The organism is Caloramator sp. Dgby_cultured_2, assembly GCF_028872215.1.
Lineage (GTDB): Bacteria > Bacillota > Clostridia > Clostridiales > Caloramatoraceae > Caloramator > Caloramator australicus.
This window is the reverse complement of record NZ_CP118396.1, coordinates 23165-46161: the sequence shown is the minus strand read 5'-3', so window position 1 is coordinate 46161 and position 22997 is coordinate 23165. Positions and strand designations below refer to the sequence as shown.

General features: G+C 33.3%; 18 protein-coding genes and 10 pseudogenes. 2 read left to right on the top strand and 26 right to left on the bottom strand.

The annotated features are described in order from the left end of the window. Positions 1 to 56 precede the first annotated feature (56 nt). Both tnpB and tnpA read right to left on the bottom strand, forming a co-directional pair. Complete coding sequence (gene tnpB / locus PWK10_RS00270) at positions 57 to 1127, bottom strand: IS200/IS605 family element RNA-guided endonuclease TnpB (RefSeq protein ID WP_274767017.1); 1071 nt, start codon at positions 1125 to 1127, stop codon at positions 57 to 59. Between the two features lie 2 nt (positions 1128 to 1129). Beyond that, positions 1130 to 1531 (bottom strand): IS200/IS605 family transposase, encoded by a 402-nt coding sequence (tnpA, locus tag PWK10_RS00265; protein ID WP_274767016.1) that lies wholly within the window; start codon positions 1529 to 1531, stop codon positions 1130 to 1132. A 161-nt stretch (positions 1532 to 1692) separates the two neighbouring features. Between tnpA and PWK10_RS00260 the strand changes: the two genes are divergently transcribed. Next, positions 1693 to 2751, top strand: a complete 1059-nt coding sequence (locus PWK10_RS00260; RefSeq protein WP_274767015.1) for a (Fe-S)-binding protein — start codon at positions 1693 to 1695, stop codon at positions 2749 to 2751. Between the two features lie 19 nt (positions 2752 to 2770). Here the strand turns inward: PWK10_RS00260 and PWK10_RS00255 are convergent, their stop codons facing one another. From PWK10_RS00255 to PWK10_RS00205, 12 genes and pseudogenes are all read right to left on the bottom strand, one after another. Next, complete coding sequence (locus PWK10_RS00255; protein WP_274767014.1) at positions 2771 to 3283, bottom strand: carbohydrate ABC transporter permease; 513 nt, start codon at positions 3281 to 3283, stop codon at positions 2771 to 2773. Continuing rightward, positions 3280 to 3624: a hypothetical protein gene (locus tag PWK10_RS00250; RefSeq protein ID WP_274767013.1), complete on the bottom strand. Its 345-nt coding sequence runs from the start codon at positions 3622 to 3624 to the stop codon at positions 3280 to 3282. The genes PWK10_RS00255 and PWK10_RS00250 overlap by 4 nt, the downstream gene beginning before the upstream one ends. A gap of 4 nt (positions 3625 to 3628) precedes the next feature. Then, positions 3629 to 4579 (bottom strand): carbohydrate ABC transporter permease, encoded by a 951-nt coding sequence (locus PWK10_RS00245; protein ID WP_274767012.1) that lies wholly within the window; start codon positions 4577 to 4579, stop codon positions 3629 to 3631. A 301-nt stretch (positions 4580 to 4880) separates the two neighbouring features. Continuing rightward, positions 4881 to 5754 (bottom strand): annotated as a pseudogene (locus PWK10_RS00235) (sugar ABC transporter substrate-binding protein); the annotation flags it as partial. A gap of 434 nt (positions 5755 to 6188) precedes the next feature. Beyond that, positions 6189 to 6743: a Uma2 family endonuclease gene (locus PWK10_RS00230; RefSeq protein ID WP_274767009.1), complete on the bottom strand. Its 555-nt coding sequence runs from the start codon at positions 6741 to 6743 to the stop codon at positions 6189 to 6191. A gap of 99 nt (positions 6744 to 6842) precedes the next feature. Next, positions 6843 to 7715 (bottom strand): glucoamylase family protein, encoded by an 873-nt coding sequence (locus tag PWK10_RS00225; RefSeq protein WP_274767008.1) that lies wholly within the window; start codon positions 7713 to 7715, stop codon positions 6843 to 6845. 96 nt (positions 7716 to 7811) lie between these two features. Next, on the bottom strand, positions 7812 to 8069 hold the full coding sequence (locus tag PWK10_RS00220; RefSeq protein ID WP_274767007.1) for a hypothetical protein: 258 nt from the start codon (positions 8067 to 8069) through the stop codon (positions 7812 to 7814). A 110-nt stretch (positions 8070 to 8179) separates the two neighbouring features. Continuing rightward, positions 8180 to 8814, bottom strand: a pseudogene (ispD, locus tag PWK10_RS00215) (2-C-methyl-D-erythritol 4-phosphate cytidylyltransferase). A 53-nt stretch (positions 8815 to 8867) separates the two neighbouring features. Beyond that, positions 8868 to 9056 carry a TRAM domain-containing protein gene (locus tag PWK10_RS19210; protein ID WP_446715273.1) on the bottom strand — a complete coding sequence of 63 codons (189 nt, stop codon included), beginning with the start codon at positions 9054 to 9056 and terminating at the stop codon, positions 8868 to 8870. Positions 9057 to 9167: 111 nt separating this feature from the next. Next, positions 9168 to 9413 (bottom strand): annotated as a pseudogene (locus PWK10_RS19205) (PIN/TRAM domain-containing protein); the annotation flags it as partial. 35 nt (positions 9414 to 9448) lie between these two features. After that, positions 9449 to 9976 carry a hypothetical protein gene (locus PWK10_RS19200; RefSeq protein ID WP_446715272.1) on the bottom strand — a complete coding sequence of 176 codons (528 nt, stop codon included), beginning with the start codon at positions 9974 to 9976 and terminating at the stop codon, positions 9449 to 9451. Positions 9977 to 10079: 103 nt separating this feature from the next. Beyond that, positions 10080 to 10553 (bottom strand): CarD family transcriptional regulator, encoded by a 474-nt coding sequence (locus PWK10_RS00205; RefSeq protein ID WP_274767005.1) that lies wholly within the window; start codon positions 10551 to 10553, stop codon positions 10080 to 10082. Positions 10554 to 10761: 208 nt separating this feature from the next. Here PWK10_RS00205 and PWK10_RS00200 point away from each other — a divergent pair, with 208 nt between their 5' ends. Then, positions 10762 to 11157, top strand: a complete 396-nt coding sequence (locus PWK10_RS00200; RefSeq protein WP_274767004.1) for a DUF1573 domain-containing protein — start codon at positions 10762 to 10764, stop codon at positions 11155 to 11157. 21 nt (positions 11158 to 11178) lie between these two features. Here the strand turns inward: PWK10_RS00200 and disA are convergent. The 12 genes and pseudogenes from disA to fusA all read right to left on the bottom strand — a co-directional run bounded on the left by disA (position 11179) and on the right by fusA (position 22917). After that, a pseudogene (gene disA / locus PWK10_RS00195) lies at positions 11179 to 12242 on the bottom strand (DNA integrity scanning diadenylate cyclase DisA). A gap of 2 nt (positions 12243 to 12244) precedes the next feature. After that, a pseudogene (radA, locus tag PWK10_RS00190) lies at positions 12245 to 13608 on the bottom strand (DNA repair protein RadA). Positions 13609 to 13695: 87 nt separating this feature from the next. Next, positions 13696 to 16151: pseudogene (locus PWK10_RS00185) on the bottom strand (ATP-dependent Clp protease ATP-binding subunit). Between the two features lie 12 nt (positions 16152 to 16163). After that, positions 16164 to 17174, bottom strand: a pseudogene (locus tag PWK10_RS00180) (protein arginine kinase). Positions 17175 to 17185: 11 nt separating this feature from the next. Further along, positions 17186 to 17707: a UvrB/UvrC motif-containing protein gene (locus PWK10_RS00175; RefSeq protein WP_008907544.1), complete on the bottom strand. Its 522-nt coding sequence runs from the start codon at positions 17705 to 17707 to the stop codon at positions 17186 to 17188. A 24-nt stretch (positions 17708 to 17731) separates the two neighbouring features. Continuing rightward, a complete protein-coding gene (locus PWK10_RS00170) occupies positions 17732 to 18187 on the bottom strand; it encodes a CtsR family transcriptional regulator (protein ID WP_274767002.1) in 456 nt (151 codons plus the stop codon). Positions 18188 to 18488: 301 nt separating this feature from the next. Then, positions 18489 to 19270: pseudogene (locus PWK10_RS19195) on the bottom strand (ABC transporter permease). 109 nt (positions 19271 to 19379) lie between these two features. Continuing rightward, positions 19380 to 19891: pseudogene (locus PWK10_RS00160) on the bottom strand (ATP-binding cassette domain-containing protein). Positions 19892 to 19903: 12 nt separating this feature from the next. Continuing rightward, positions 19904 to 20211 (bottom strand): annotated as a pseudogene (locus tag PWK10_RS00155) (PadR family transcriptional regulator). 115 nt (positions 20212 to 20326) lie between these two features. Beyond that, on the bottom strand, positions 20327 to 20479 hold the full coding sequence (locus PWK10_RS00150) for a hypothetical protein (protein WP_274767001.1): 153 nt from the start codon (positions 20477 to 20479) through the stop codon (positions 20327 to 20329). 4 nt (positions 20480 to 20483) lie between these two features. After that, positions 20484 to 20717 carry a hypothetical protein gene (locus tag PWK10_RS00145; RefSeq protein WP_008907550.1) on the bottom strand — a complete coding sequence of 78 codons (234 nt, stop codon included), beginning with the start codon at positions 20715 to 20717 and terminating at the stop codon, positions 20484 to 20486. A gap of 109 nt (positions 20718 to 20826) precedes the next feature. Next, positions 20827 to 22917 (bottom strand): elongation factor G, encoded by a 2091-nt coding sequence (gene fusA, locus PWK10_RS00140; RefSeq protein ID WP_274767000.1) that lies wholly within the window; start codon positions 22915 to 22917, stop codon positions 20827 to 20829. Between the last annotated feature and the right edge of the window lie 80 nt (positions 22918 to 22997).

The window sequence follows — 22997 nt, the reverse complement described above, 5'->3', positions numbered from 1 at the left end:
CTTCTGTTACCAGATTACCCACGCTCAAAGGGCTGTTCCTTCCCCATATATACCAATCACATGGCTAATTTTAGCAAATTCTTGCTTGCATTTATATCTCTATCATGAACTGCACCACACTTTGGACATTTCCATTCTCTCAATGCTAAATTCTTTACATCAGGATTTTTATATCCACATTCACTACATGTTTGACTTGATGCATAATTTTGTGGTGCTATTATTATTTCTCTGCCATACCATCTTGCTTTATATTCTAACATCCTTCTAAATTCTGCCCATGATACTTCTGTTATTGCTTTGGCTAATTTATGATTTTGTTGCATATTTTTTACCTGTAAATCTTCTAAAACTATCACTTGGTTTTCGTGTATAATTTTAGAAGATAATTTGTGAAGAAAATCTTTTCTTTGATTTGATATTTTTTCGTATAATTTTGCAAGTTTTTGTCTTGTCCTTTCATAGTTTTTACTTTGCTTTTGCTTTCTTGATAATGATTTTTGTATAATTTTAATTCTTTTTTCTGTTTTTCTTAACCATTTTGGATTTTCTACCTTTGTTCCATCAGATAAAATAGCAAATTCTTTAATTCCTAAATCTATACCTACTTTTCTATCTATTTTAGGTAATTCTTTAATTTCTTCTTCTACAAGTATAGAAGCATAATATTTACCTGTTGGCGTTTTTGATATAGTTACGGATTTAATTCTTCCTTCAAATTGTCTGTGTTGTTTTATTTTTATTTTTGTCTTTAACTTTGGAACTTTTAGATAACTACCTTCAAGTGTTACTGTCCCATTTTGATTATTTGTAGTATAAGACTGGTAACCTTTCTTTTTCTTGAACTTTGGAAAGGCTGTTTTTTTATCTCTAAAGAAATTTTTATATGCTTTTTCTAAATTAAGTTGTGCGTTGGAAAGTGCAAGACTATCTACTTCTTTTAGAAAAGAATATTCTTTTTTATATTGTGCAGGTGTATTGTTTAGCATTTCTCCTGTTTTTTTATAGTATTCTATTTTGTCATGTAGCATTTTGTTGTATATAAATCTTACACAACCAAATACTTTTGCAAAATATTCTTCTTGTTCTTTTGTTGGATATATCCTGTATTTATAAGCCTTTAGCAAAGTTACACCTCTTTCCCTTGCTTTTCTATATATTTTTTAATTACTTCAATTGAAACCCCACCTGTTGTAAGTAAACAGTAACTTCTTGACCAAAAATATTCTTTCCATAATTGCTCTTTTAATTTAGGATACTCTTTCTTTATCAATCTTGATGAAGCACTTTTATAGGCATTTATAAACTTAGACAACTCAATATTAGGATGTGCTTTGAATAATATATGGATATGGTCTTTATCATGGTTCCATTCTTGTAATGTGATATTATAATTATCCTGTATCTTTTCAAATATTTCTTTTAGTCTATTCGATATATTATCATCAATAACTTTTCTTCTATATTTAGTTACCAAAATAAGATGATAATACAATAAGAATAATGAATGATTATTATTGTCTAAATCCATTCTATTAAATAACCTCCTTCCTATAATACTGATTATACAATAAAGGAAGAATTTATCAATCAACATTCATCACCCACTTACAGAAGTGGGCGACTTCTGTTGCTGTTTAGTTAAATTTCAGTTTATAATTATCATGTAAAATAAATGAAAAGGATGATTTTATGAAAACTAATATTTCTACTAAGATTATTCAAATAGCTGAAAAATACCATGAGATATGTAAAGGATGTAATATATGCACAAAGGGCTGCATATTACTAAAGGACTATGTAAAACATCCTAAAGAATTTTTAAAAAGTTTATACGAAGAAAAAAACATAGATAATAAACTTCCCTATTATTGTTTCTCCTGTAATGTTTGTAAAAATTTATGCCCAAGTGAAGTTGATTTTAATAAGCTTTTTATGGAGGCTAAAAAGAAATATCAAGAGGTAAAAAAGCCCCCACAAAAACATTTTATAATTCGCAATCATCAAAGGTTATCTAGTTCTAAAATTTTTTCTACAGTAAAAGGAAAATCGGCAGTTGGATTTATGCCTGGATGTAGCCTTTCTTCCTTTGATCCGGACCTTGTTACTAAAATACATGATTTATTAAAAAGTAAATATCATAATTCATCATTAATATTAAAATGTTGTGGAAATCCGTCCTATTCAATTGGTGAAATAGAAAGGTTTAATAGGATGTATAATTCATTAAATTCTTCATTAGAAGAAAACGGTATTGAACACGTGATAACTGCTTGTCAATCCTGCTATAAAACTATAAAAGAAAACTCTCCAAAATTAAAGGTAACTTCTCTTTGGGAGGAATTAAAAAGCTTCAACCTTCCAAAGCTTAACATAAAGGATGAATTTTTTATATTCGACTCCTGCACCGCTGATGAGAATATAAGAAAAAGTATAAGGGAAATTGCAAGAAAATTAAATATTAAAGTTGAAAACAATGAAGTAGTGAAAAGCTCAAAGTGCTGTGGGCTTGGTGGATGCGTTCATGCTATAAACAGCGACATTTTTAAATCTAATCTAAAGGAACAAGAAGAAAACATTAAATCAGAAAAGGTTTTAACATATTGTGCTGGATGCAGGGATGCACTATCAAATGTGAAGGATGCATTTCATATCTTAGAACTTATTTTTAATAGCGATAATCTAAAGCCTAAGGCACCGACTAAAACCTCAAAGGCCTGGTTAAATAGATTAAAATTAAAAGCCCGTTAAGGGCTTTTAAAATTCCATTTTATTCCTTTACACTTCCTATTGTTAAACCACCAATTAAATACTTTGATAAATAAGCAAAAATTATCATAACGGGAATAGCTGTTAAAATTGCTGCAGCAGAATAAACTCCCCATTCTGTATTGTATTGCCCCTGAAGCGTTACAAGACCAAGTGGAAGAGTATATATTTTTTCATTATGAATTAAAACCCTTGCAACAATATACTCGGACCAGGAATTCATAAAACAAAATATAGAAGCAACAGCCAGGGCTGGTTTTGAAAGGGGAAGAACTATTTTGTAAAATGTCGTTAAAATCGACGCCCCGTCAACATAAGCACTTTCCTCTATTGATGATGGCACTGTATCAAAATATCCCTTTAAAAGCCAAATGCTAAAGGGGACAGAACTTGAAATATAAGGAACAACCAATGCCCATAATTTTTCTGTAAGTCCCATATTTGTAAGAAGAATATTAAGGGGTAAAAGAAGCATAGCCGCCGGAAACATTTGGGTAGCCAAAAGAACTATCATGCCGCTTTTTTACCATAAAATCTATACCTTGAAAAGGCATATCCAGCTGTTGAGGAAAATAGGATGCTTATAAACATCGAAATAAAAGAGACAATCAAGCTATTTATAATCCATCTTGATAAAGGCCTTTCAAACATTGCCTTTTTATAATTTATTAAATTTGCATTATCAGGGATTATTTTTAATGAAGTTGAAAAAAGTTGATTTGATGGCCTCAAGGATGAAGATAAAATATTCAAAACAGGATATATTGCAATAAAAGACATAAATATTAAAACCAAATATATTAAAACTATCTTAAATTTAGAGTCCGTTCTTTCAAAATAGTCACTTTTTCTCATTATATCACTCCCTATTTTCATTTGCCTTAAGATATACCAAACTAAAGAGGGTAAGAATTACAAAAATTATCACAGATAATGCCGCAGCATAGCCATATCTGTAAAGGTCAAACCCATCCCTATACATCTTTGTTATGAGGATGTTTACATCATCACCTGGAAGTCCATCCTTCATTATATATATAATATTAAGCATGTTAAACGTCCAAACCGTTCCTAATATAATTGCCGGAACCATTACTGGTTTTAAAAGGGGTAATGTGACATGTTTAAATTTTTGCCATCCCGATGCACCATCTATATCGGAAGATTCATATAAATCATGTGGAATGCTCTGAAGCCCTCCAAGGGCAACCATCATCATAAAGGGAACTCCAAGCCAGATGTTAGCAATTATAGCAGCTATCAATGTATATGTAGGGTCACCAAGCCAGTTTATCTTCTCAATCCCTAAATAATGCAAAATTAAATTAATAGCACCAAATTCATAGTTAAACATTCCTTTCCATGTAATTGCTGCTATATACTGAGGCATAGCCCAAGGTAAGATAAGAAGAACTCTAAATATCGATTTAAATGGAAGCTTTCTGTTTAAAAGTATTGCAAGCCAAACGCCTATTACTACATGAAAGAATACATTGGTAAAAGTCCATATGACTGTTCTTACGAAAGTTCTATAAAAAAGCCTATCCTTTAATATTTCAACATAATTTCCTAAAGCAATAAAATATTCCTTCATGATTTTAGGAAAATTAAATATATTTATTCCTACATTCTTTAAAAGCCTAATGTTTTGCAATCTTATATCAAACATAGCCATCATAAATTCAAATATTAATGGAAGGAATATTATAAAAAATATCACTAAAAATGAAGGTAATATAAAGGCATAGGGTGTCCACCACTTTTGCTGGACGTTTTTATTCGTCTGTTTAAATTTTTTAGTAAGTTCCACTATTATCCCCCTTAAAATTTAGGTCTGGATAAAATCCAGACCTAAATTATTACTTCTTAGTTAAGCTCTTTGCAAGCTCTTCTGCCTTTGTTTGCATATCCTTCGCTGCCTGTTCTGGTGCTTTCTTTCCTGCCATAACATTTTCAAGTTCAGGTCTTATTGCATCCCATACAGCCCTCATTTCTGCTCTAATAGGCATTGCAACACCATGTCTCATCTGTTCCATTGACATATTAATAAATTTATCATTCTTAATTTCTGGATCTTCAAGGGCTTCTTTAGTTGCAGGCATCTGTGCAAATGATTTTGCAAGTTTAACTTGAACATCCTTGTTTGATATAAAATCAAAGAATTTCTTTATAGCATCCTTTACAGCTTCATCAGTAACATTTGCTGAAACTGAAAATCCCTTTGAACCATAGTATGGTAAGCAGTAATTTCCTGTTTCATCTATCTTTGGGAATAATGCAACATCAAAATCCAAACCTTGAACTTGAGTATAGGATGTAAAGGACCATGCTCCATTTAACAATACAGCTGCTTTTCCCTCTTTAAATAATGTATCTGCAACATTGTAATCTGCATCCTTTGGAACAGCCTTATATTTAAATTTTAAATCCTGAACAAATTGAAGAGTTTTTACCATCTCCGGCGTATTTAAAGTTATATTTCCACTTGTCATCAAATACTCTTCCACCAAACCCACCAAGGAATGGAACTAACCAATAGGGTTCATTCAAGAAGTAAGCAAGTGCAAACGTTTTACCATCGTTGTATTTTTTAGCAAGTTCAATTATTTCAGAGAATTTCTCCGGTGCCTTATCAACAAGCTTTTTATTGTAAAGCATACTTATATTATTTCCGTTTACCAGTGGAACCGCCCAAATCTTACCATCAATTTTAACAGTGTCAAGAACCTGAGGGTCATACCTATCAAAGTATTCACTTCCAAGGAAATCATCAAGAGGAATTATAAGATTTCCAAGGGACATTGGACCTATATTGTCATTTGGTCCAAATATAAGTTCTGGTCCCTGTCCAGAAAGAACAGCAGTTTGGAATTGACTTCTTAAATCTTCAGTCTTATAGTGAACTCTATTAATTTTGATGTTTGGATTTTGCTCTGTAAATTGTTTTACAACTTCATCAAAGGTTGCATCGATATTTTCTTCCATCTGTTCCCAAATATTAAGTGTAACCTCCTTTATCTCCTTTTGTGCAGTTTGGCCTCCACAGCCTAAAAGGTTAAAAATCATTAATGCTGAACACAGGAAGGCTAAAAATTTTTTCATAAACCCCATCCCCCTTTTTATGTATCTATAAAGTATATATTATTTAGATAAATTTTTTATGCTTAAAAACCAACTTTTTATTATAAAATAAAAAGCCCTAAACATGGCTTTCAGATTGTAGACAAACCTTCTATGAGCTTTGCACTTTGCAAGAGCCCCGTGATAGGATTTCAAAAGGCATCTCTCATAAGCTCTATCAATTAGAATTGCTTAGCGAAATGAGCGGATGCCAGGGAAATCCTTCACGGGGCTTATCAAAAATAACTTTTTCAACAGTCTGAAAGCTCTAAACAGGGCTTTAATTCACGTTTATTGAACTAAAAAATATCCTTAAGATTTATATCTAACTCCTCAAATAAAATTGATTTTGCTATATCATCACCTTTATATACCCCAACTTGTTCATAAAAGCCTTCTTCATTTAACATATTAATCTCAATAGTTTTAAATTTTGGATTAATAAGCCAATACTCTTTTACTCCATATCTCATATACAAATTAAATTTTCTAATCCTATCATGAGATGTGTTTGATGGAGACATAACTTCAACTATTAAATCCGGAGCTCCAACGTATTTATTTTCCTTTATGCCATCTTTATTACATATAACCATCAAATCGGGTTGGACTTGATGGATGTTTTTATCATCCTCCTTTGACAATACTACATCAAAAGGAGCAATAAAAACTTCACATTCTTTACCCTTAAAAAACAAATTAAACTCTGTAGCTAAATTAAGTAAAGTCCTTTGATGTTCAGCTGATGGTGAAGATAAAAGATAGACTTCTCCATCTATATATTCTAATAAATCATCTCCATTATCTAACTTTAAAAATTCATCATAAGTAATCTTTCTATATTGAGGCAGCATTCTAACACCTCCAAAGGTGATATTAAAATCTTCTTTTTATAATTATATTATTACTAATTTTTACAAGTCAAACACAAAAAGAGGTGCACACGCACCTCTTTATAAACACATAGCTAAGTTTTCGTCTTTAACAGGCCTAAACTCTAAAAGCTCAAAGGCTTTTTTAACATGGTCATTTTTCATAAAGGTATTCCACACAAACCCTGTTATATAGTTTTCTATCATAATTAGAGTTATTCCTTTATCTATACCAACATAGTCTTCAGAAACCCAATAGCCCTTTTCTAAGTTAAAGGCATCTTTAAAGCCGTATTCCCCAAATATTCCCTTAATATTTTTATAGTAATATTCAAGGGCATCCATAGATTCCTTTGGAGTAAAAACAATAGAACCTGCAGCACCACATGGTGGAACCGTCCCATCTACTATATTCTCATTATTAAAAAGTCCTGAAGGAAGGGCACCATATCTCCCCTCATACCCCTTTGGGCCATCACAGGCAGTAAGCCCCCATGAATTTTCATTAAAACCCTTAAATTTGTCCTTATTATCGATACAAAATTGTCTGTTTGCAAGGGTTGCCAATATAGAATTTTCAAACCAGTCAATACCTTTTCTATCTACTTTACCCCTAAAATCAAACCAGGCATGGGAAAATTGGTAGGTAAATATTGACCCAAGCCATGAATTTATAAATCTATATCCTTTATATTCAGCATAATTTCTAAAAAAGCTGTAATAAACTTCCTTATCGACAGGATGCGTAGGAGATGCTACTGCTAAAAAATATAACATTAGCTGTTCGGCATAGAAATCCCAATATCCTTCAAAGCCCTTTTCCGGGGTATAACCCATATAAAACCAGTTTTTATCCTTATCCAAATACCAGTTCCAATCGATTTCTTCATATAATTTATTTGCCTTTTTCTTTATTTCACCACCAAAAACTCTCCAGCAAAAATAGCACCGCAAATGGCAATCGCTGTGTCTATAATTGAAACCTCACAGTTCCATATTCTTTCCCCGTGTATATATCCATAAAATGATAGAAAAATCCATTAACTCTATCTAAATTAAATAGAGTATCAAGGGTGCCGTTAACCCTTTCATATCCTTCTTCAAAGGATATCCATCCTCTTTTATCCCTATAGGAATTGCAGTAAGTCCAAAGCCAACTGCAGCGATGCTTGCAACATTTGGATTTGAAGGTGCTCTGTCCCTAATAAGTCCATATCCCTTTGAATTTTTATCTATATTTGCTTCCTTCCAAAAATATTTAAAGGATCCTAACATCTCTTTATTTAAGATGAATTCCTTGATATTCATCGACTATCCCCCATCCTAAAGCCGCAAATATACCATTATATTATATAACTTTAGTTTACATAAATCTATAAAATATTTTTGGCTACGATGCTTTTAATTACCAAAAGCTGCTACAAGTTTGTAGCAGCTAAACTGTTTAGTAGTATTATATCCTTTGGAGTTGTAACTTTAATGTTTTCATAGCTCCCTTCAATTATCTTTACCTTATAGCCTATTTTTTCAACAAGCTGGGTGTCGTCGGTTGCAATTATGTTATTTTCTATGGCATATTCGTGGGCCTTTAATATTAAGTCATATTTAAAGCTCTGAGGGGTTTGAATGGCGTATAATTTTTTCTTTCAAGGGTTTCAACAGAATATCCATCCTCAACTATCTTTATAGTATCAATAACAGGAACTGCAACTGTTGTAGCCCCAAAGGATTTTGCAGCTTCTATGGATCTTTTTATTATGTCATCATCTATATTTGGCCTTGCACCATCATGGATTAAAACAATTTCTGGATTATTACAAGCTATAAGTCCATTGTAAACTGAGTTTTGCCTCTCAATGCCGCCCTCCGTAATTTTAACCTTTTTAAAGCAATATTTATCTAATATATTAATTTTAAAATAATCAACCTCATCCTTTGCGACAACAGCAATTATCTCATCCACATAATTTGATTTTTCAAATTTTTCAAGGGTTATTGCTATGATTTCCTTGTTATTTACCTTTGCATAGAGCTTATTAAATCCAAGCCCCATCCTTTTACCCTTTCCTGCTGCAACTACTATAGCCGATATCAAAATATCACCTCTTATGATGCATTCTTAAGTTTTGCAAATATCATCCTACCTGCTGCAGTCTGCAGAACAGACGTTACAACAACATCAACAACTTCACCTACGTATTTTTTACCGCCTTCAACAACGATCATTGTTCCATCGTCAAGGTAAGCAACACCCTGTCCTGCTTCTTTACCATCCTTTATAATATGGATGTTCATCTCCTCGCCTGGAATTACAATAGGCTTTACTGCATTTGCAAGCTCATTTATGTTAAGGACAGGAACCCCTTGAACTTCAGCAACTTTGTTTAAATTAAAATCGTTGGTTATTATCTTTCCATTGTATATTTGGCAAAGCTTTAAAAGTTTGCTGTCAACCTCTTGAATATTATCAAAGTTTTTCTCAACTATTTCAACGGTTAAAGGTATCTCCTTTTGAATTAAATTTAGAATATCAAGCCCCCTTCTTCCCCTTGCCCTTTTTAAATTATCGGAGGAATCGGCGATATGCCTTAACTCCTCAAGAACAAAGGAAGGTATTAAAATGGGACCTTCTAAAAATCCTGTTTTTAGAATATCCAGTATTCTTCCGTCGATTATAACGCTAGTATCTAGTATCTTTGGCTGAGATATGCCAACCTTTTCTCCCTTTCTTTTTCCTTCCCAAACCTCTTTAAAAATGTAAATACATTATAAAGTTCTTCCTTTTTCTTTAATGTTATGTCAATTCCTAACGTTGCAAATACAATATTTACAATAAAAGCTAAGGAACTTCCTATAGCAGATAAAATGGTATTGCCAGTTAAAAATCTTGCAATAGGCGAAATTAATAGATTTGCAATTATAAGTCCTATAATAAGTCCTAAAACGGCAAGTATAATATCGTTTGTTGGTATCTTTTGTATTGCATTTTCCAGGATTTCTGTAATCTTAAAAATAAGTCGAATTAAATAAGGGGATAAAATATAAAAAATAAGACCTAATAAAATAATACAAACTGCTATGAATCCAAAATAATAAATGTTGTTTCTTGACACGAGAGCATTTACGGCATTAACCTTAATAAGTATTTCCGATGCAGCATATCCTAAAACTAACCCAACTACTGTCAAGAACCACCTAAAAATCCTTTCTAACATCAATTCACCTCCTACAAAATATCCCAGTATATTATATACTAATATACCGTATCAATCAAAGTTTTTCAACACAAAAAATATGACAATTTTTTAATTTGCAAAATCAAGCTTTTAAATTTTCAAGAATAAATTTTTTTGTTTCTTTAAAGTCCCTTTGAAGAACAAGACAAATTTCACTGCAGAAGGTATTTAATATTTTTTCAAAGTTATTCTTATCAAAATTTGAAGGTTTTTTTCTTTTAAAATTCATATCCATGCATTTTATAAGTTTTGCCATCTCTATCGGATCTGCTTTTTCTAAAGTAGATTTATAAAGCTTATATCTATCGATGCATTTGTTAGGTAGATCCCCTTTAAACTCCTTTAATATTCTTAAACAATCTTCTAATTTTACCCTTTCAATTACTCCTCTAATTTTATTTTTTTCATCAACGGGAAGATAAATACATATATTATCAATTACAAGTTTTATTTCATAGTATCTCTTTCTAATTCCGTTAACATTTTTTTCTTGTATATTTGTTATTACTCCCCCACCAAAATTCTTAACAAAAACTTTATCACCAATTTCAAACATATTATCACCTTTTTTACATTATTACCAAACTTACAGGATTAAGGCAAACTAAAAAATATCTTGATTTTTATAAACTACCTATTATTATTTTATTTAGTTAACTTAAAAATGGCTCTTTTAAGCTGAAATTTATTATAATGTATTTGACATTATATTGTCTGAATATTTATAATATTATTAAACAATATTCAACAAGGAGTGGAAGCAGATGAAGGATATAATCGTAGATGAATTTCAAGCCACCGTTCAAGATTCACTAATTAGACATAGAAGCATTTTAGATATAATAACAAAACTCTCTGAATCAAATTCTAGAATAAATAGAGCAGTTGCAAAGGCAGTTACCAATCACGGATGCATAAAAATAAATGCTCAAAAACAACAGATACCCGACGATGCATCCCTTGACAATATAACCGAATTTTTAAGCTATCAAATCGAAGGGAAACTTTGCGACAACTGCAGAGAAGTCCTTGAAGAAGAGATAGGAAATAACCTATATTACCTTGCTGCTTTATGCAATGCCCTTGACCTTAACCTGTTTGATATTATACTTGAACAAAAGGAAAAGATAGAAACATTAGGAAAGTTTAGCATGTTATAAAGGCCCGGATATTCCGAGCCTTTATATTTTTCTATTTAATATAACCTGTTCTTGAAGTTTTTTAGCCATTCCTTTATGGATCTTGCTCTTGCCTCACCTATTCCTTCAACAGCGTCTAAATCTTCTATGCTTGCCTGAAGAATCTTTTTAAACTGTCCAAAGTTTTTAACCATATTTTCAACAACTATCTGCGGCAGCTTTGGAATCTTATTCAAAATCCTATATCCCCTTGATGAAACCATCGTATCTAACATTAAATCAGGATTATAACCTAAAAGTTTACATATAACAGACAATTCCAAAATCTCCTCAGAAGATAAGGCCTTAATTGACTTAAATACCTCGTTATAATCCTTTGTATCTATAGCATAATCCCTTAGTATTCTAATTTCATCCTCTTCAACTTCATCTATAAGGTCGTTAAGCTGAAGGGAAATAAGCCTTCCTTCGTTTCCAAGCTCCACAACGTATCTTTCAATTTCATTTACTATCCTCATAACCATCTCGCTTCTTTGGATGGCAAGAACTACGTCATATATAGTTACTAAATCTTCGAATTCTAACGCAGAAAGGTTCGTAACCGCCTCATCAAACACCGATTTATACCTTTCAAGGGTTTGAATAGCCTGATTTGCCTTCGTAAGAATCATATTCGTATCTTTTAATACATATTTAATATTTCCTTTAAATACGGTAATTAAATTTCTTCTTTGGGAAATAGCAATTGCAATATTTCCTGTTTGTTTTGCAAATCTGTCGGCGGTTCTATGCCTTGTGCCAGTTTCAGCAGTTGGAATGCTGGAATCTGGGATTATCTGTGTATTTGCGTAGAGTATCCTTTTAAGATCTCCACTTATGACGATAGCCCCATCCATCTTGGCAAGTTCATATAAATATGCTGGAGAATATTCACTATTTATATAAAACCCACCATCAAGGAGCTTGCTTATTTCTTCTTCATCCCCAATCACTATAAGTCCTCCAGTTTTAGCCTTTAATATATTTTCAAGTCCTTCCCTCAAAGGTGTCCCTGGCGCCAAAAGCTTTAAAACATTCATTAGCTCAATTTCTTTAGCATCTCTCATAACTATCCCCCTAGAACTTCTTCTAATGCTTCGTATATATTTTCAACAGGAACAATTTGGATTCCTTTTATAATATCGAGTCCTTTCATATTTTCTTTAGGAATGATGCATTTTTTAAATCCCAATTTTTGTGCTTCTAATATTCTTTTATCTATTAAATTAACTCCTCTAACTTCTCCCGTCAATCCAACCTCTCCAATTATCACAACTTCGTTATCTATTGGAACATTTTTAAAGCTGGACGCAATAGAGCATAAAACTCCAAGGTCAATGGCAGGTTCGTCGATTTTTATCCCCCAGCGACATTTACATAAACATCATAGGTTTGTATGTGCATTCCAACCCTTTTTTCAAGAACGGCAATTAAAAGAATAACCCTGTTATAATCAAGCCCCGTTGTCATCCTTCTTGGCATACCAAAGTTTGTTTGGGAGGTTAGTGCCTGAACTTCAATTAGAATTGGTCTTGTTCCTTCCATGGAACATACAACACATGATCCGGGAACGTCTTTTGGTCTTCCGGATAAAAGTATTTCGGAAGGGTTTTTAACCTCCTCAAGACCAAACTGCTTCATTTCAAATACGCCAATTTCATTAGTTGAGCCAAATCTATTTTTAACAGCCCTTAATACTCTGTAGGTATTATGCCTTTCCCCTTCAAAGTAAAGGACTGTATCTACCATATGTTCTAAAACCCTAGGACCGGCAATAGACCCCTCTTTAGTAACGTGTCCAACTATAAAGGTAGCTATGTTCAAATTTTTGCTATATTCATTAAAACTGCAGTGGCCTCTCTAACCTGACTTACACTTCCTGGAGCCGACTGTAGCTCTGGTCTATAAACGGGTTTGAATTGAGTCTATCACAACAACATCGGGCTTTAGATTTGTAATAGTTTCTTCTATATAGCTTAAATTGGTTTCTGGAAGAACCAAAAGATTTTCCGAAAGGACATTTAACCTCTCTGCCCTTAGTTTTATCTGTTTTGAGGATTCTTCACCAGAGACATATAAAACGATGTTGCCACTCTTTGCAACATTGTTTGCCATTTGAAGAAGAAGGGTGGATTTCCCAATCCCAGGGTCCCCTCCAACAAGGACTAAAGACCCCTTAACTATTCCTCCTCCAAGCACTCTATCTAACTCTTCAAGATAAGTTGAATATCTTATCTCTTTTGTTATCTCTATATCCTGTATTTTCAAAGGCTGAACCTTATTATAAGCGGCTGATTGAATTTTACTAGACTTTTCAGCCTTAACTTCCTCTATAAATGTATTCCAGCTTCCGCATCCAGGGCACTTCCCCATCCACTTAGGAGATTCATATCCGCACTCTTGGCATATATAAACAGTTTTTACCTTTCCCATTCTATCACTTCCTATTTTAGTTAGCAATTACATTATATTTAATATTGTTATTCATGTAAAGAAATATATACAAAAAGAGAACCCCCATTATGAGGATTCTCCCTTTTCAAAAATTATTTCATTATCTACAACCTTCATTACAACTTTATCTCCACGCTTTATATTTCCCTTTAGCATTTCCTCTGAAAGTTTATCTTCAACAGCCTTTGTTATGGCTCTTCTCAGAGGTCTTGCACCATAGGTTGGGTCAAAGCCTTGTTTTGAAAGGTGCTTTATTACATCTTCATCATAACTTATTTCAACTTCAAGGTCCTTTAACCTATTAATTACACTCTTTAACATGAGCTCTGCAATTTTTTCAATATCCTTATCCTCTAATGGATGGAATACTATAATCTCGTCGATTCTATTTAAAAACTCAGGTCTAAAGGTCTTTTTCAAGTCCTCCATTACGTTTTGCTTCATCTTTTCGTAGGAATCTTCCTTTTCCTTTTCTGTAGTTGCTGCAAAACCAAGGGTTTGCTGCTTTTTTATGGTCTGTGCACCAACGTTGGAGGTCATGATAACTATCGTGTTTCTAAAGTCCACTGTCTTTCCCTTTCCATCGGTTAGTCTTCCATCCTCAAGGATTTGAAGCAGTATATTAAATACATCCGGATGGGCCTTTTCAATCTCGTCAAATAAAACTACTGAATATGGCTTTCTTCTAACCTTCTCTGTTAATTGACCTCCTTCTTCATATCCAACATATCCTGGAGGAGAACCTATAAGTCTTGATACCGTATGCTTTTCCATATATTCCGACATATCTATTCTTATCATTGCGTTTTCATCACCAAACATAGCCTCAGCAAGTGCCTTTGATAGCTCTGTTTTACCTACCCCAGTAGGACCAAGGAATATAAAGGAGCCTATTGGACGCTTTGGATCCTTAATTCCAACTCTTGCACGCCTTACAGCCCTTGCAACAGCCTTAACTGCTTCATCCTGTCCTACAACCCTTTGATGAAGTATTTCTTCAAGTTTTAAAAGCTTTTCTGATTCTGTTTCAGTAAGTTTGTTTACAGGAATTCCAGTCCATCTTGAAACAACATTTGCTATATCCTCAACAGTAACAACAGGAACTTCGCTATCCTTTTGATTTTGCCAATCCTTTTTAATCCTTTCGAGTTCGTTTTTAATCTCGTTTTCTCTGTCCCTTAATTTCGCAGCCTTTTCAAATTCTTGTGTATTTATTGCCTCCTCCTTTTCCTTTCTAACCTTTTCAAGCTCTTCTTCAAGGCTTTTAACATCAGGAGGTGCAGTTAAGTTCTTTAGCCTTACCTTAGCTGCCGCCTCATCCATAAGATCTATTGCTTTGTCTGGTAGGAATCTATCGGTAATATATCTATGGGATAGGTTTACAGCAGCCTCTAGTGCTTCATCAGTTATTTTAACCTTATGATGGGCTTCGTATTTATCCCTCAATCCTTTAAGGATTAATATAGACTCTTCAGTTGATGGTTCACCAACCTGAACTGGTTGGAATCTTCTTTCAAGGGCTGAATCCTTTTCAATGTATTTTCTATATTCATCAATCGTAGTTGCACCGATAACTTGAATTTCACCCTTGCAAGGGCTGGCTTTAATATGTTAGATGCATCGATGGCACCTTCTGCCGCGCCGGCACCAACTAATGTATGGATTTCATCTATGAATAGAATTATATTTCCTGCCCTTCTAATCTCGTCCATTACCCTCTTTATTCTTTCTTCAAATTCGCCTCTATATTTTGACCCTGCAACCATTCCTGATAGATCTAAAGTAACAACCCTTTTGTTCTTGAGTATCTCTGGAACGTTACCCTCTACAATCCTTTGGGCAAGACCTTCAGCGATGGCAGTTTTTCCAACCCCAGGTTCACCTATAAGACAAGGGTTATTCTTTGTTCTTCTTGAGAGTATTTCAATTACCCTTTCAGTTTCATTTTCACGGCCGATAACAGGATCGAGCTTTCCTTCCCTTGCAAGCTCCGTTAAGTCCCTTCCGTATTGGTCAAGGGTTGGTGTATTTGTTTGTCTATGCCTTGTCCCCGGGCCTGGTTTTCCTTTAAATCCCTGTCCTAATTCACCTACGTTTAAAGAATTTAATATCTCGTTTCTCGCCTTTACAATATCAATGCCGAGCTTTGCAAGAATTGCTATTGCAACTCCTTCGCCCTCCCTTAAAAGAGCAAGCATCATATGTTCAGGGGCAACGAAGTTATGGTTTAAATTCCTTGCTTCATTCCTTGCAAGCTCAATTATTCTTTTTGTTCTTGGAGTTAAAGGTATCTCGTGAAAGTTGAAGAACTCTTCGCCTTTTCCTTCTATTTCAATTATCAAATTTCTAATCTTTTCATCATCTATTCCAAGATCCTTTAAAACCTTTGACGCCTGACCACCCTCTCTTATTATTCCAAGCAAAAGATGTTCTGTTCCTATATAGTTATGGTTTAATCTTTTAGCTTCCTCTGCTGCAAGCTGCAAAACCCTTTGGCTTCTTTCTGTAAATCCATTAAACATACACATCCCTCCTTATCTTAGTGTTTCTCTAACTATTTTAGCTCTTATAATATCCCTTTCCTTTGTGTCAAGGTCTCTTCCTTCAATAAGTTGTAACGTTGCTGGTTGAACGTTAATCAAAGGTCGTTTAATTTTTTACATCTATATCCTTAATTATTCCCATTTCTATTCCTAATCTTACCTTTGACATTAGATTTAAACACTCTTGTGTTGATAGCATTCTTGAATATTTCAAAATACCAAGGGATCTATAAATGTCGTCCTCGATTTCAGCCGCCTGCTTTTCAAAGAGCATTTCCCTTGTTTTAATTTCTTGATCTATTATTTTTTAGTTACTGCAATTAAGTTGTTTATTATCTCCTCTTCAGTAAGACCAAGAGTTACTTGATTTGAAATTTGATAAATGTTTCCCATAGCATTACTGCCCTCACCATAAATTCCACGCATAGTCATACCAACTTGAACTACTGTGTTAAATACATTGTTTATATTTTTAGTTAAAGTAAGAGCTGGAAGGTGAAGCATTACCGACGCTCTAATTCCTGTTCCTACGTTTGTCGGGCAGCTTGTTAGGTATCCTAACTTTGCATCATAGGCATATTGGACCTTTTCTTCTATAAGGTCATCTAATTTGTTTGCATAATCATAGGCATCCTTTACTTTAAATCCAGGATATATAACCTGAAGCCTAATATGGTCTTCCTCATTTATCATTATAGAAACGTTCTCTTCTCTATTTAAAAGGACTGCTCCCCTTTGATATTCATTTACAATATCCATGCTTATTAGATGCTTTTCCACCATCGAAAGCCTTTCAAGGGGCTTTAATTCCCTTAACTTTATTAGCCTAAACTCATGGGCTATAGCAGAATTGCTGTTTAAAACAGAATCTGCTACATCCTTTATTACTTTATTTGCCTCATCTTGATTTAACTTTTGTGGGAAGGGAACACCATCAATATTCCTTGCAAGTCTTATTCTGCTGGTTAGAACTATATCGCTACCATGGTTTTTGAATAGCATTTTACCACCCCCTATTTATCTAGCTTTGACTCAAGCTCTTTGATTTGGTCCCTTAATTTAGCAGCCTTTTCATATTCTTCGTTCATAACTGCAACTCTTAGTTCTTCCTTTAACCTTTCTATATCCCTTTTTATCTTTAAAATTCCTCCCGTCCTCTTTGGAACCTTTCCTGTATGCTGAATATTTCCATGAACCCTTTTAATGATAGGTGTAATTTCTGCATTAAAGGTTCTATAGCAATTTGCACATCCCATCTTGCCGGTCCTTTTAAAATCATCAAAGCTCTGATGGCAGACAGGACAGGTTACAGGCTCAGGAATCTGATATGGCGAACCCATCATTTCAAAGAATCCTTCGAGTATGTTTTGGAAGGACATAGGTGATGCAAAGTTAAAGGGGTTCATTATATCGATATTAAACTCGTTGTTTTCCCTTGCACATTCCTCACAAAGATGAAGTTCCTGTTTAACTCCGTTTATTATTTTTGTAATATGAACATTGGCTTCCCTTTGATTGCAATTTTGACAGAGCATACAAATCCCTCCTTTGGGAATTTTTTAGATTATTGATATTAGAACTGTTTTTAAAATATTCGCCCTTATTTTATCCTTCAAATCCGGCGGAGCATTTATAACTTTATCGTTTAGAGCAATTTTAAGAATTGTTGCCTCCCTTTCAGTTAAATAACCTCTATCCTTAAAAAACTCAATATATCCTTCCGCCTGTTGCTGGGTTATTTCCTCTCCTATATTATTCCAAATTGCGTCCTTTAAATAATCGTTATCGTTAATTCTTATTTTTGTGATTTTGATAAATCCTCCGCCACCCCTTTTGCTTTCAATGTAATATCCTTTATCTATAGTAAACCGCGTTTCCAAGACATAATTAATCTGAGATGGCGCACAATTAAAAAGATTAGCAAGTTCATTTCTTTGTATTTCTAAAAAATCATTTTCGCTCTTTTCCAGCATGTTCTTTATGAAGTTTTCTATTATATCCGATAGTCTTGCCATAGCACCACCTCTTCTTATTTTGTTTTACTTTGACTTTGACTTTCTTTGACCTTTCAATTACTATTTTATACCATATAAATTATATTGCAATAATTAATTTTTTCATAAAATAGACAATTTTTATGATTATCAATAAAATATTAAAATTATTTTGCTATTTTGAATAAAATCTCAAAATTTCTTTATTTTTATTTGTAATAATGTTAACCAAAATAAAAAATACAAACAAAACCTTTAAAAAAATTAAGCCGGCAATGTAATACCAGCTTAAACATAATAGCCAATTATTAAGCACATCATGTCAATCTATTATAAGCTGTGCCTCTTCGTTAAAATAAGTTTTATACCCAAGCTGTAGAAACATTATAACTGTTATTGCAACACAGCCTAATATGCCAAGCATTATAGCTATTTGATATTTTATAGCAGTCAACGGAGATGTCCCTGATAATATTTGTCCCGTCATCATTCCTGGTAAAAAGACTATACCCATTCCTACCATAGAGTTTATTGTGGGAAGTATTGCAGAATCAAAGGTATTATCTATTATTTCCTTAACTGCCATTTTAGGGGTTGCACCAAGCATAAGAGCCATCTCTATTTCATCTTTTCTCTTTTTAATGTCATCAACAAGCCTATTTACACCAAGGGCAACTCCTGTCATTGAATTTCCAATTAGCATGCCTGCAATGGGGATAAAATATCTTGGATCATACCAAGGACTGATTCTTATAATTATAAATAAAAAATATAAAAGGCTAAGAAGGCTTCCTATAACCATTGATATTGCAACGACTTTTTTATTTTGAAATTCAATTCAACCTTTGATCTTTTGTATATATTATATATGCTAAAGATCTCCATAAAAATTAAAATTAATAAAGTAAATAAGGGATTTGGATTATTTATTATATAAACAAGAACAAACCCCATAATTATAAGCTGAAGGGTCATTCTGATAGATGATATCACTATTTCCTTCTCCCTTTTTATTCCTCTTTTTCTTACTATAAGCAAAAGTATTACAATAAATATATAGGCTGCTAATAGCTGATAAACATTTATATCTATAATATTTTTCATAACTTCACCTTCCCATCAAATATCTCAACAATTCTTTCACCAAAGTTAGAAGCTATCTTTTTAGAATGGGTTACTACAACCAACATCTTATTTTTGCCTTTAATATATTCTATAACCCCTTCATTACTTTCTCTTCCGTTCCTTCATCCAAAGCAGAGGTTGGCTCGTCTAAAAGGTAAACATCAGAATCTAGCAAAAGTATTCTACCAATGGCTAACCTTTGTTTTTCTCCTCCCGAAAGATTTTGGGCAGACTCATCAAGCTCTTTTTTAAACTTACAAGTTCTAAAATCTCCTTTAATTTTTCATCCTTTACTAAAGGTTTTTCAGAGAATTTCAACCCTATCAAAATATTATCCCTTATATTACCATTGAAAATAATGGGATTTTGAGGTAGCATAGTAACCTTTCTTCTTATCTCAATTGTGTCCCAATCTTTTAATGGCCTTCCTTTAAAATAAATCTCACCCTTATCTGGGGATATTAGTTTGTTTAAAAGTTTTAGTAAAGTTGTTTTTCCACTTCCGCTTTCGCCAACGATGCATGTTATTTTATTCCCTTGAATCTCAAGATAATCAATATCTAATATATTCTTGTATTTTAATTCAACGATTTTAAACATAGCCCCTCCACCTTATTTAAAAATTTCTTCATAAAGTTCCTTTGCTCTTTTTTTAGCCTCTTTAAGAGCCTCAATTCCTTCTTTAGTTATTGAATAATACTTTCTTATTTTACCATTTATTAGTTTATCCTCTCTAACTAAAAGCCCCTCCTTTTCCATAGAGTGCAAAATAGGATACAAAGTCCCTGGCCCTATATTATATCCATGTTCTTTTAATTCCTCCATCATCCATGAACCAAAAAAGGTTCTTTATAGGCATGATACAGTATATGCACCTGTATAAATCCTAAAAATAATTTTCTAAGGATTTTATTGCTCAATTTATCACCCCTTAATTATCGTATTTCGATATCGTATTATAATATTATCATAATCTTAATATAAAATCAATGTAAAAAGGGTTTGAGGATTTATTGAACCTTCAAACCCAAAGTTCTATTTGTCTAATTCTTCATTAATTTTTTCTACTCTTTTTCTTTGTTCATCTGGACTCATCCAGCTATTAAAGCTTGGGATGAATTCTCCAAATCTTTCAAGATTGAAGTTAAATTTAAACCTTTTCCCCCTTAATTTCTTATTAAATTTCATTTGATCACCTTCTTCTTGCAATTAAGTGATATTTATTATCATCGTGTCCTCCCTTTTGTGTGACGTCAAATCCATTCATATCAAGTATCCTTCTTATTTCCTCTGTTTGATGAGCATCTGAACCGTCAACTGTTATTACAAGTTCATCATCGTCATTTAAAATTGAAAGCATATCATAAAGTTTATTTGTATCAGATGGTCCAATTATTTTCCCAAAGTTAATCCTATAATCAGACATTAAAATCCCTCCTTTAAATATAGTTTTTACAGTTTTTAAAATTAAATGCTGTTAAATGCTTTCAAAATTATATTGGGCAGGTATTTTAAAATACCTGCCCAAAAATATTTTATTCTTCCTCTTCTTCCTTTTCCTTTTGTGCATTTTCGATAATCTTTTGTGCGATGTGAGCTGGAACTTCTTCATATCTTTCAAACTTCATTGTAAAGCTTCCCCTTGCCTGAGTCATGGATCTTAGATCTGTTGCATATTTGAAGGTTTCCGCCATCGGCATTTCAGCCATTATAACCTGCATTCCATCCTTTTGTTCCATCCCAAGAACTCTTCCACGGCGCTTGTTTATATCACCAATAATATCTCCCATGTATTCATCCGGCACTGTAATTTCAAAATGCATTATAGGTTCTAATAATACTGGGTCTGCCTCCTTCATTCCCTTCTTAAAGGCAAGGGATGCTGCTGTTTTGAAGGCCATTTCAGAAGAGTCAACAGGGTGGTAGGAACCATAGTGTAATGTTGCCTTTAAGTTTATAACAGGATAACCTGCTAAAACTCCCTTTTTCATAGCTTCCCTAAGTCCCTTTTCAACTGCAGGAATATATTGTCTTGGAACAACACCACCAACTATTTGATCGACAAAAACAAGATCTTCAGTTTCATGTTGTGGCTCAAACTTGATAACAACATCACCATATTGTCCGTGACCACCAGATTGCTTTTTATATTTTCCTTGAACATCGGAGGTCTTTCTTATTGTTTCTCTATATGGAACCTTTGGAATGTCAAGCATTACTTCTGCACCGAACTTATTCTTTAGCTTGCTTGCTATAACTTCAATATGTAATTCCCCAAGACCAGATATTATAAGCTCTGAGTTTTCAATATCCCTTGATATTTTAAATGTTGGATCTTCTTCAAGTAGTTTATGGAGTCCTGTTGAAATCTTATCTTCATCATTCTTTGATTTTGGTTTTATTGCCATTGATATTGCTGGTTCTGGGAAATCTATTTTTTCGTAAATTATCGGCTTTGCTGCGTCGCACAATGTATCTCCAGTCATAGTGTATTGAAGCTTTGCAACAGCTCCTATATCTCCAGCAGAAAGTTTTGTTACTGCAGTTTGATTTTTACCTTTTAATATGTATAGTGTGCCTATCTTTTCTGTCTTATCCTGAGTAGCATTATATATGCTTGAATCAGAAGAAATTGAACCGGATAAAACTCTAAATATCGAAAGCTTACCTACAAATGGGTCGGCAATCGTCTTAAACACAAAGGCTGAGAATCTTTCATCCGGACTGGACTTTCTAACTTCGTCCTCATTAGTCTTCGGATTCTTACCCTTAAATTCAACCCTATCAGCAGGTGAAGGGAAATAATTTATAATACAATCAAGCAATGTAGTTAAAGCTACATTTGAAATCGCTGAACCGCAGAAAACCGGTGCAACATCGCAGTTTAAAATACCCTTTCTTAGTCCTCTTAAAATTTCTTCGTCAGAAAGTTCGCCTTCGCTTAAGTATTTGTCAAGAAGCTCCTCATCAGTCTCGGCTACCGATTCCATTAATATATTTCTATATTCTTCAACAACTGACTCAAGGTCAGCTGGAATTTCCGCTTCAACCATCGCTTTTGATTTTGGATCATAAACAAGAGCTTTTCTTTCTAATATTTTAACAACACCCTTAAAATCTGCTTCTTTCCCTATTGGAATTTCAAGGGCAGCAACCGAAAGGCCAAACTTATCCTTAATCTGCTTAAATGTCTTATCAAAATCAGCATTTTCTCTATCCATTTTATTTATAAAAAATGCCCTTGGAATCTTATATTTATTTACATACTTCCATGCCTTTTCTGTTCCAACTTGAAGACCCGATGCTGCACAAGCTGTTATTATAGCAGAGTCAACTGCCCTTAAACCTTCTAAAACTTCACCAACAAAATCAAAATATCCTGGAGTATCAACAAAATTAATTCTATAATCATTCCAGTCACAAGGTGCAATAGCAGTTGAAATTGAGATCTGTCTTTTCTTTTCTTCTGGGTCATAGTCACAAGCTGTTGTTCCATCTTCAACTCTACCCATTCTATCTGTTGCTTTGCAGTCATATAATATAGCCTCAACTAAGGTGGTTTTTCCCGTTCCACCATGTCCAATCATACCTACATTTCGTATGTTTTCAATCCTATACTCCCTCATAATAAATTCCTCCTTACGACTATATAAGTCCTTATTTTATATATTCTCCATTATTTCCAAAAATCCTTTTAAAATTGTAA

Coding starts and splice junctions, on each gene's coding strand:
- tnpA (WP_274767016.1), bottom strand. CDS start 1,531: ATGGATTTAGACAATAATAATCATTCATTATTCTTATTGTATTATCAT.
- PWK10_RS00260 (WP_274767015.1), top strand. CDS start 1,693: ATGAAAACTAATATTTCTACTAAGATTATTCAAATAGCTGAAAAATAC.
- PWK10_RS00255 (WP_274767014.1), bottom strand. CDS start 3,283: ATGATAGTTCTTTTGGCTACCCAAATGTTTCCGGCGGCTATGCTTCTT.
- PWK10_RS00250 (WP_274767013.1), bottom strand. CDS start 3,624: ATGAGAAAAAGTGACTATTTTGAAAGAACGGACTCTAAATTTAAGATA.
- PWK10_RS00230 (WP_274767009.1), bottom strand. CDS start 6,743: ATGCTGCCTCAATATAGAAAGATTACTTATGATGAATTTTTAAAGTTA.
- PWK10_RS00220 (WP_274767007.1), bottom strand. CDS start 8,069: ATGAATATCAAGGAATTCATCTTAAATAAAGAGATGTTAGGATCCTTT.
- PWK10_RS19210 (WP_446715273.1), bottom strand. CDS start 9,056: ATGAACATCCATATTATAAAGGATGGTAAAGAAGCAGGACAGGGTGTT.
- PWK10_RS19200 (WP_446715272.1), bottom strand. CDS start 9,976: ATGTTAGAAAGGATTTTTAGGTGGTTCTTGACAGTAGTTGGGTTAGTT.
- PWK10_RS00205 (WP_274767005.1), bottom strand. CDS start 10,553: ATGTTTGAAATTGGTGATAAAGTTTTTGTTAAGAATTTTGGTGGGGGA.
- PWK10_RS00200 (WP_274767004.1), top strand. CDS start 10,762: ATGAAGGATATAATCGTAGATGAATTTCAAGCCACCGTTCAAGATTCA.
- PWK10_RS00175 (WP_008907544.1), bottom strand. CDS start 17,707: ATGCTCTGTCAAAATTGCAATCAAAGGGAAGCCAATGTTCATATTACA.
- PWK10_RS00170 (WP_274767002.1), bottom strand. CDS start 18,187: ATGGCAAGACTATCGGATATAATAGAAAACTTCATAAAGAACATGCTG.
- PWK10_RS00150 (WP_274767001.1), bottom strand. CDS start 20,479: ATGAAATTTAATAAGAAATTAAGGGGGAAAAGGTTTAAATTTAACTTC.
- PWK10_RS00145 (WP_008907550.1), bottom strand. CDS start 20,717: ATGTCTGATTATAGGATTAACTTTGGGAAAATAATTGGACCATCTGAT.
- fusA (WP_274767000.1), bottom strand. CDS start 22,917: ATGAGGGAGTATAGGATTGAAAACATACGAAATGTAGGTATGATTGGA.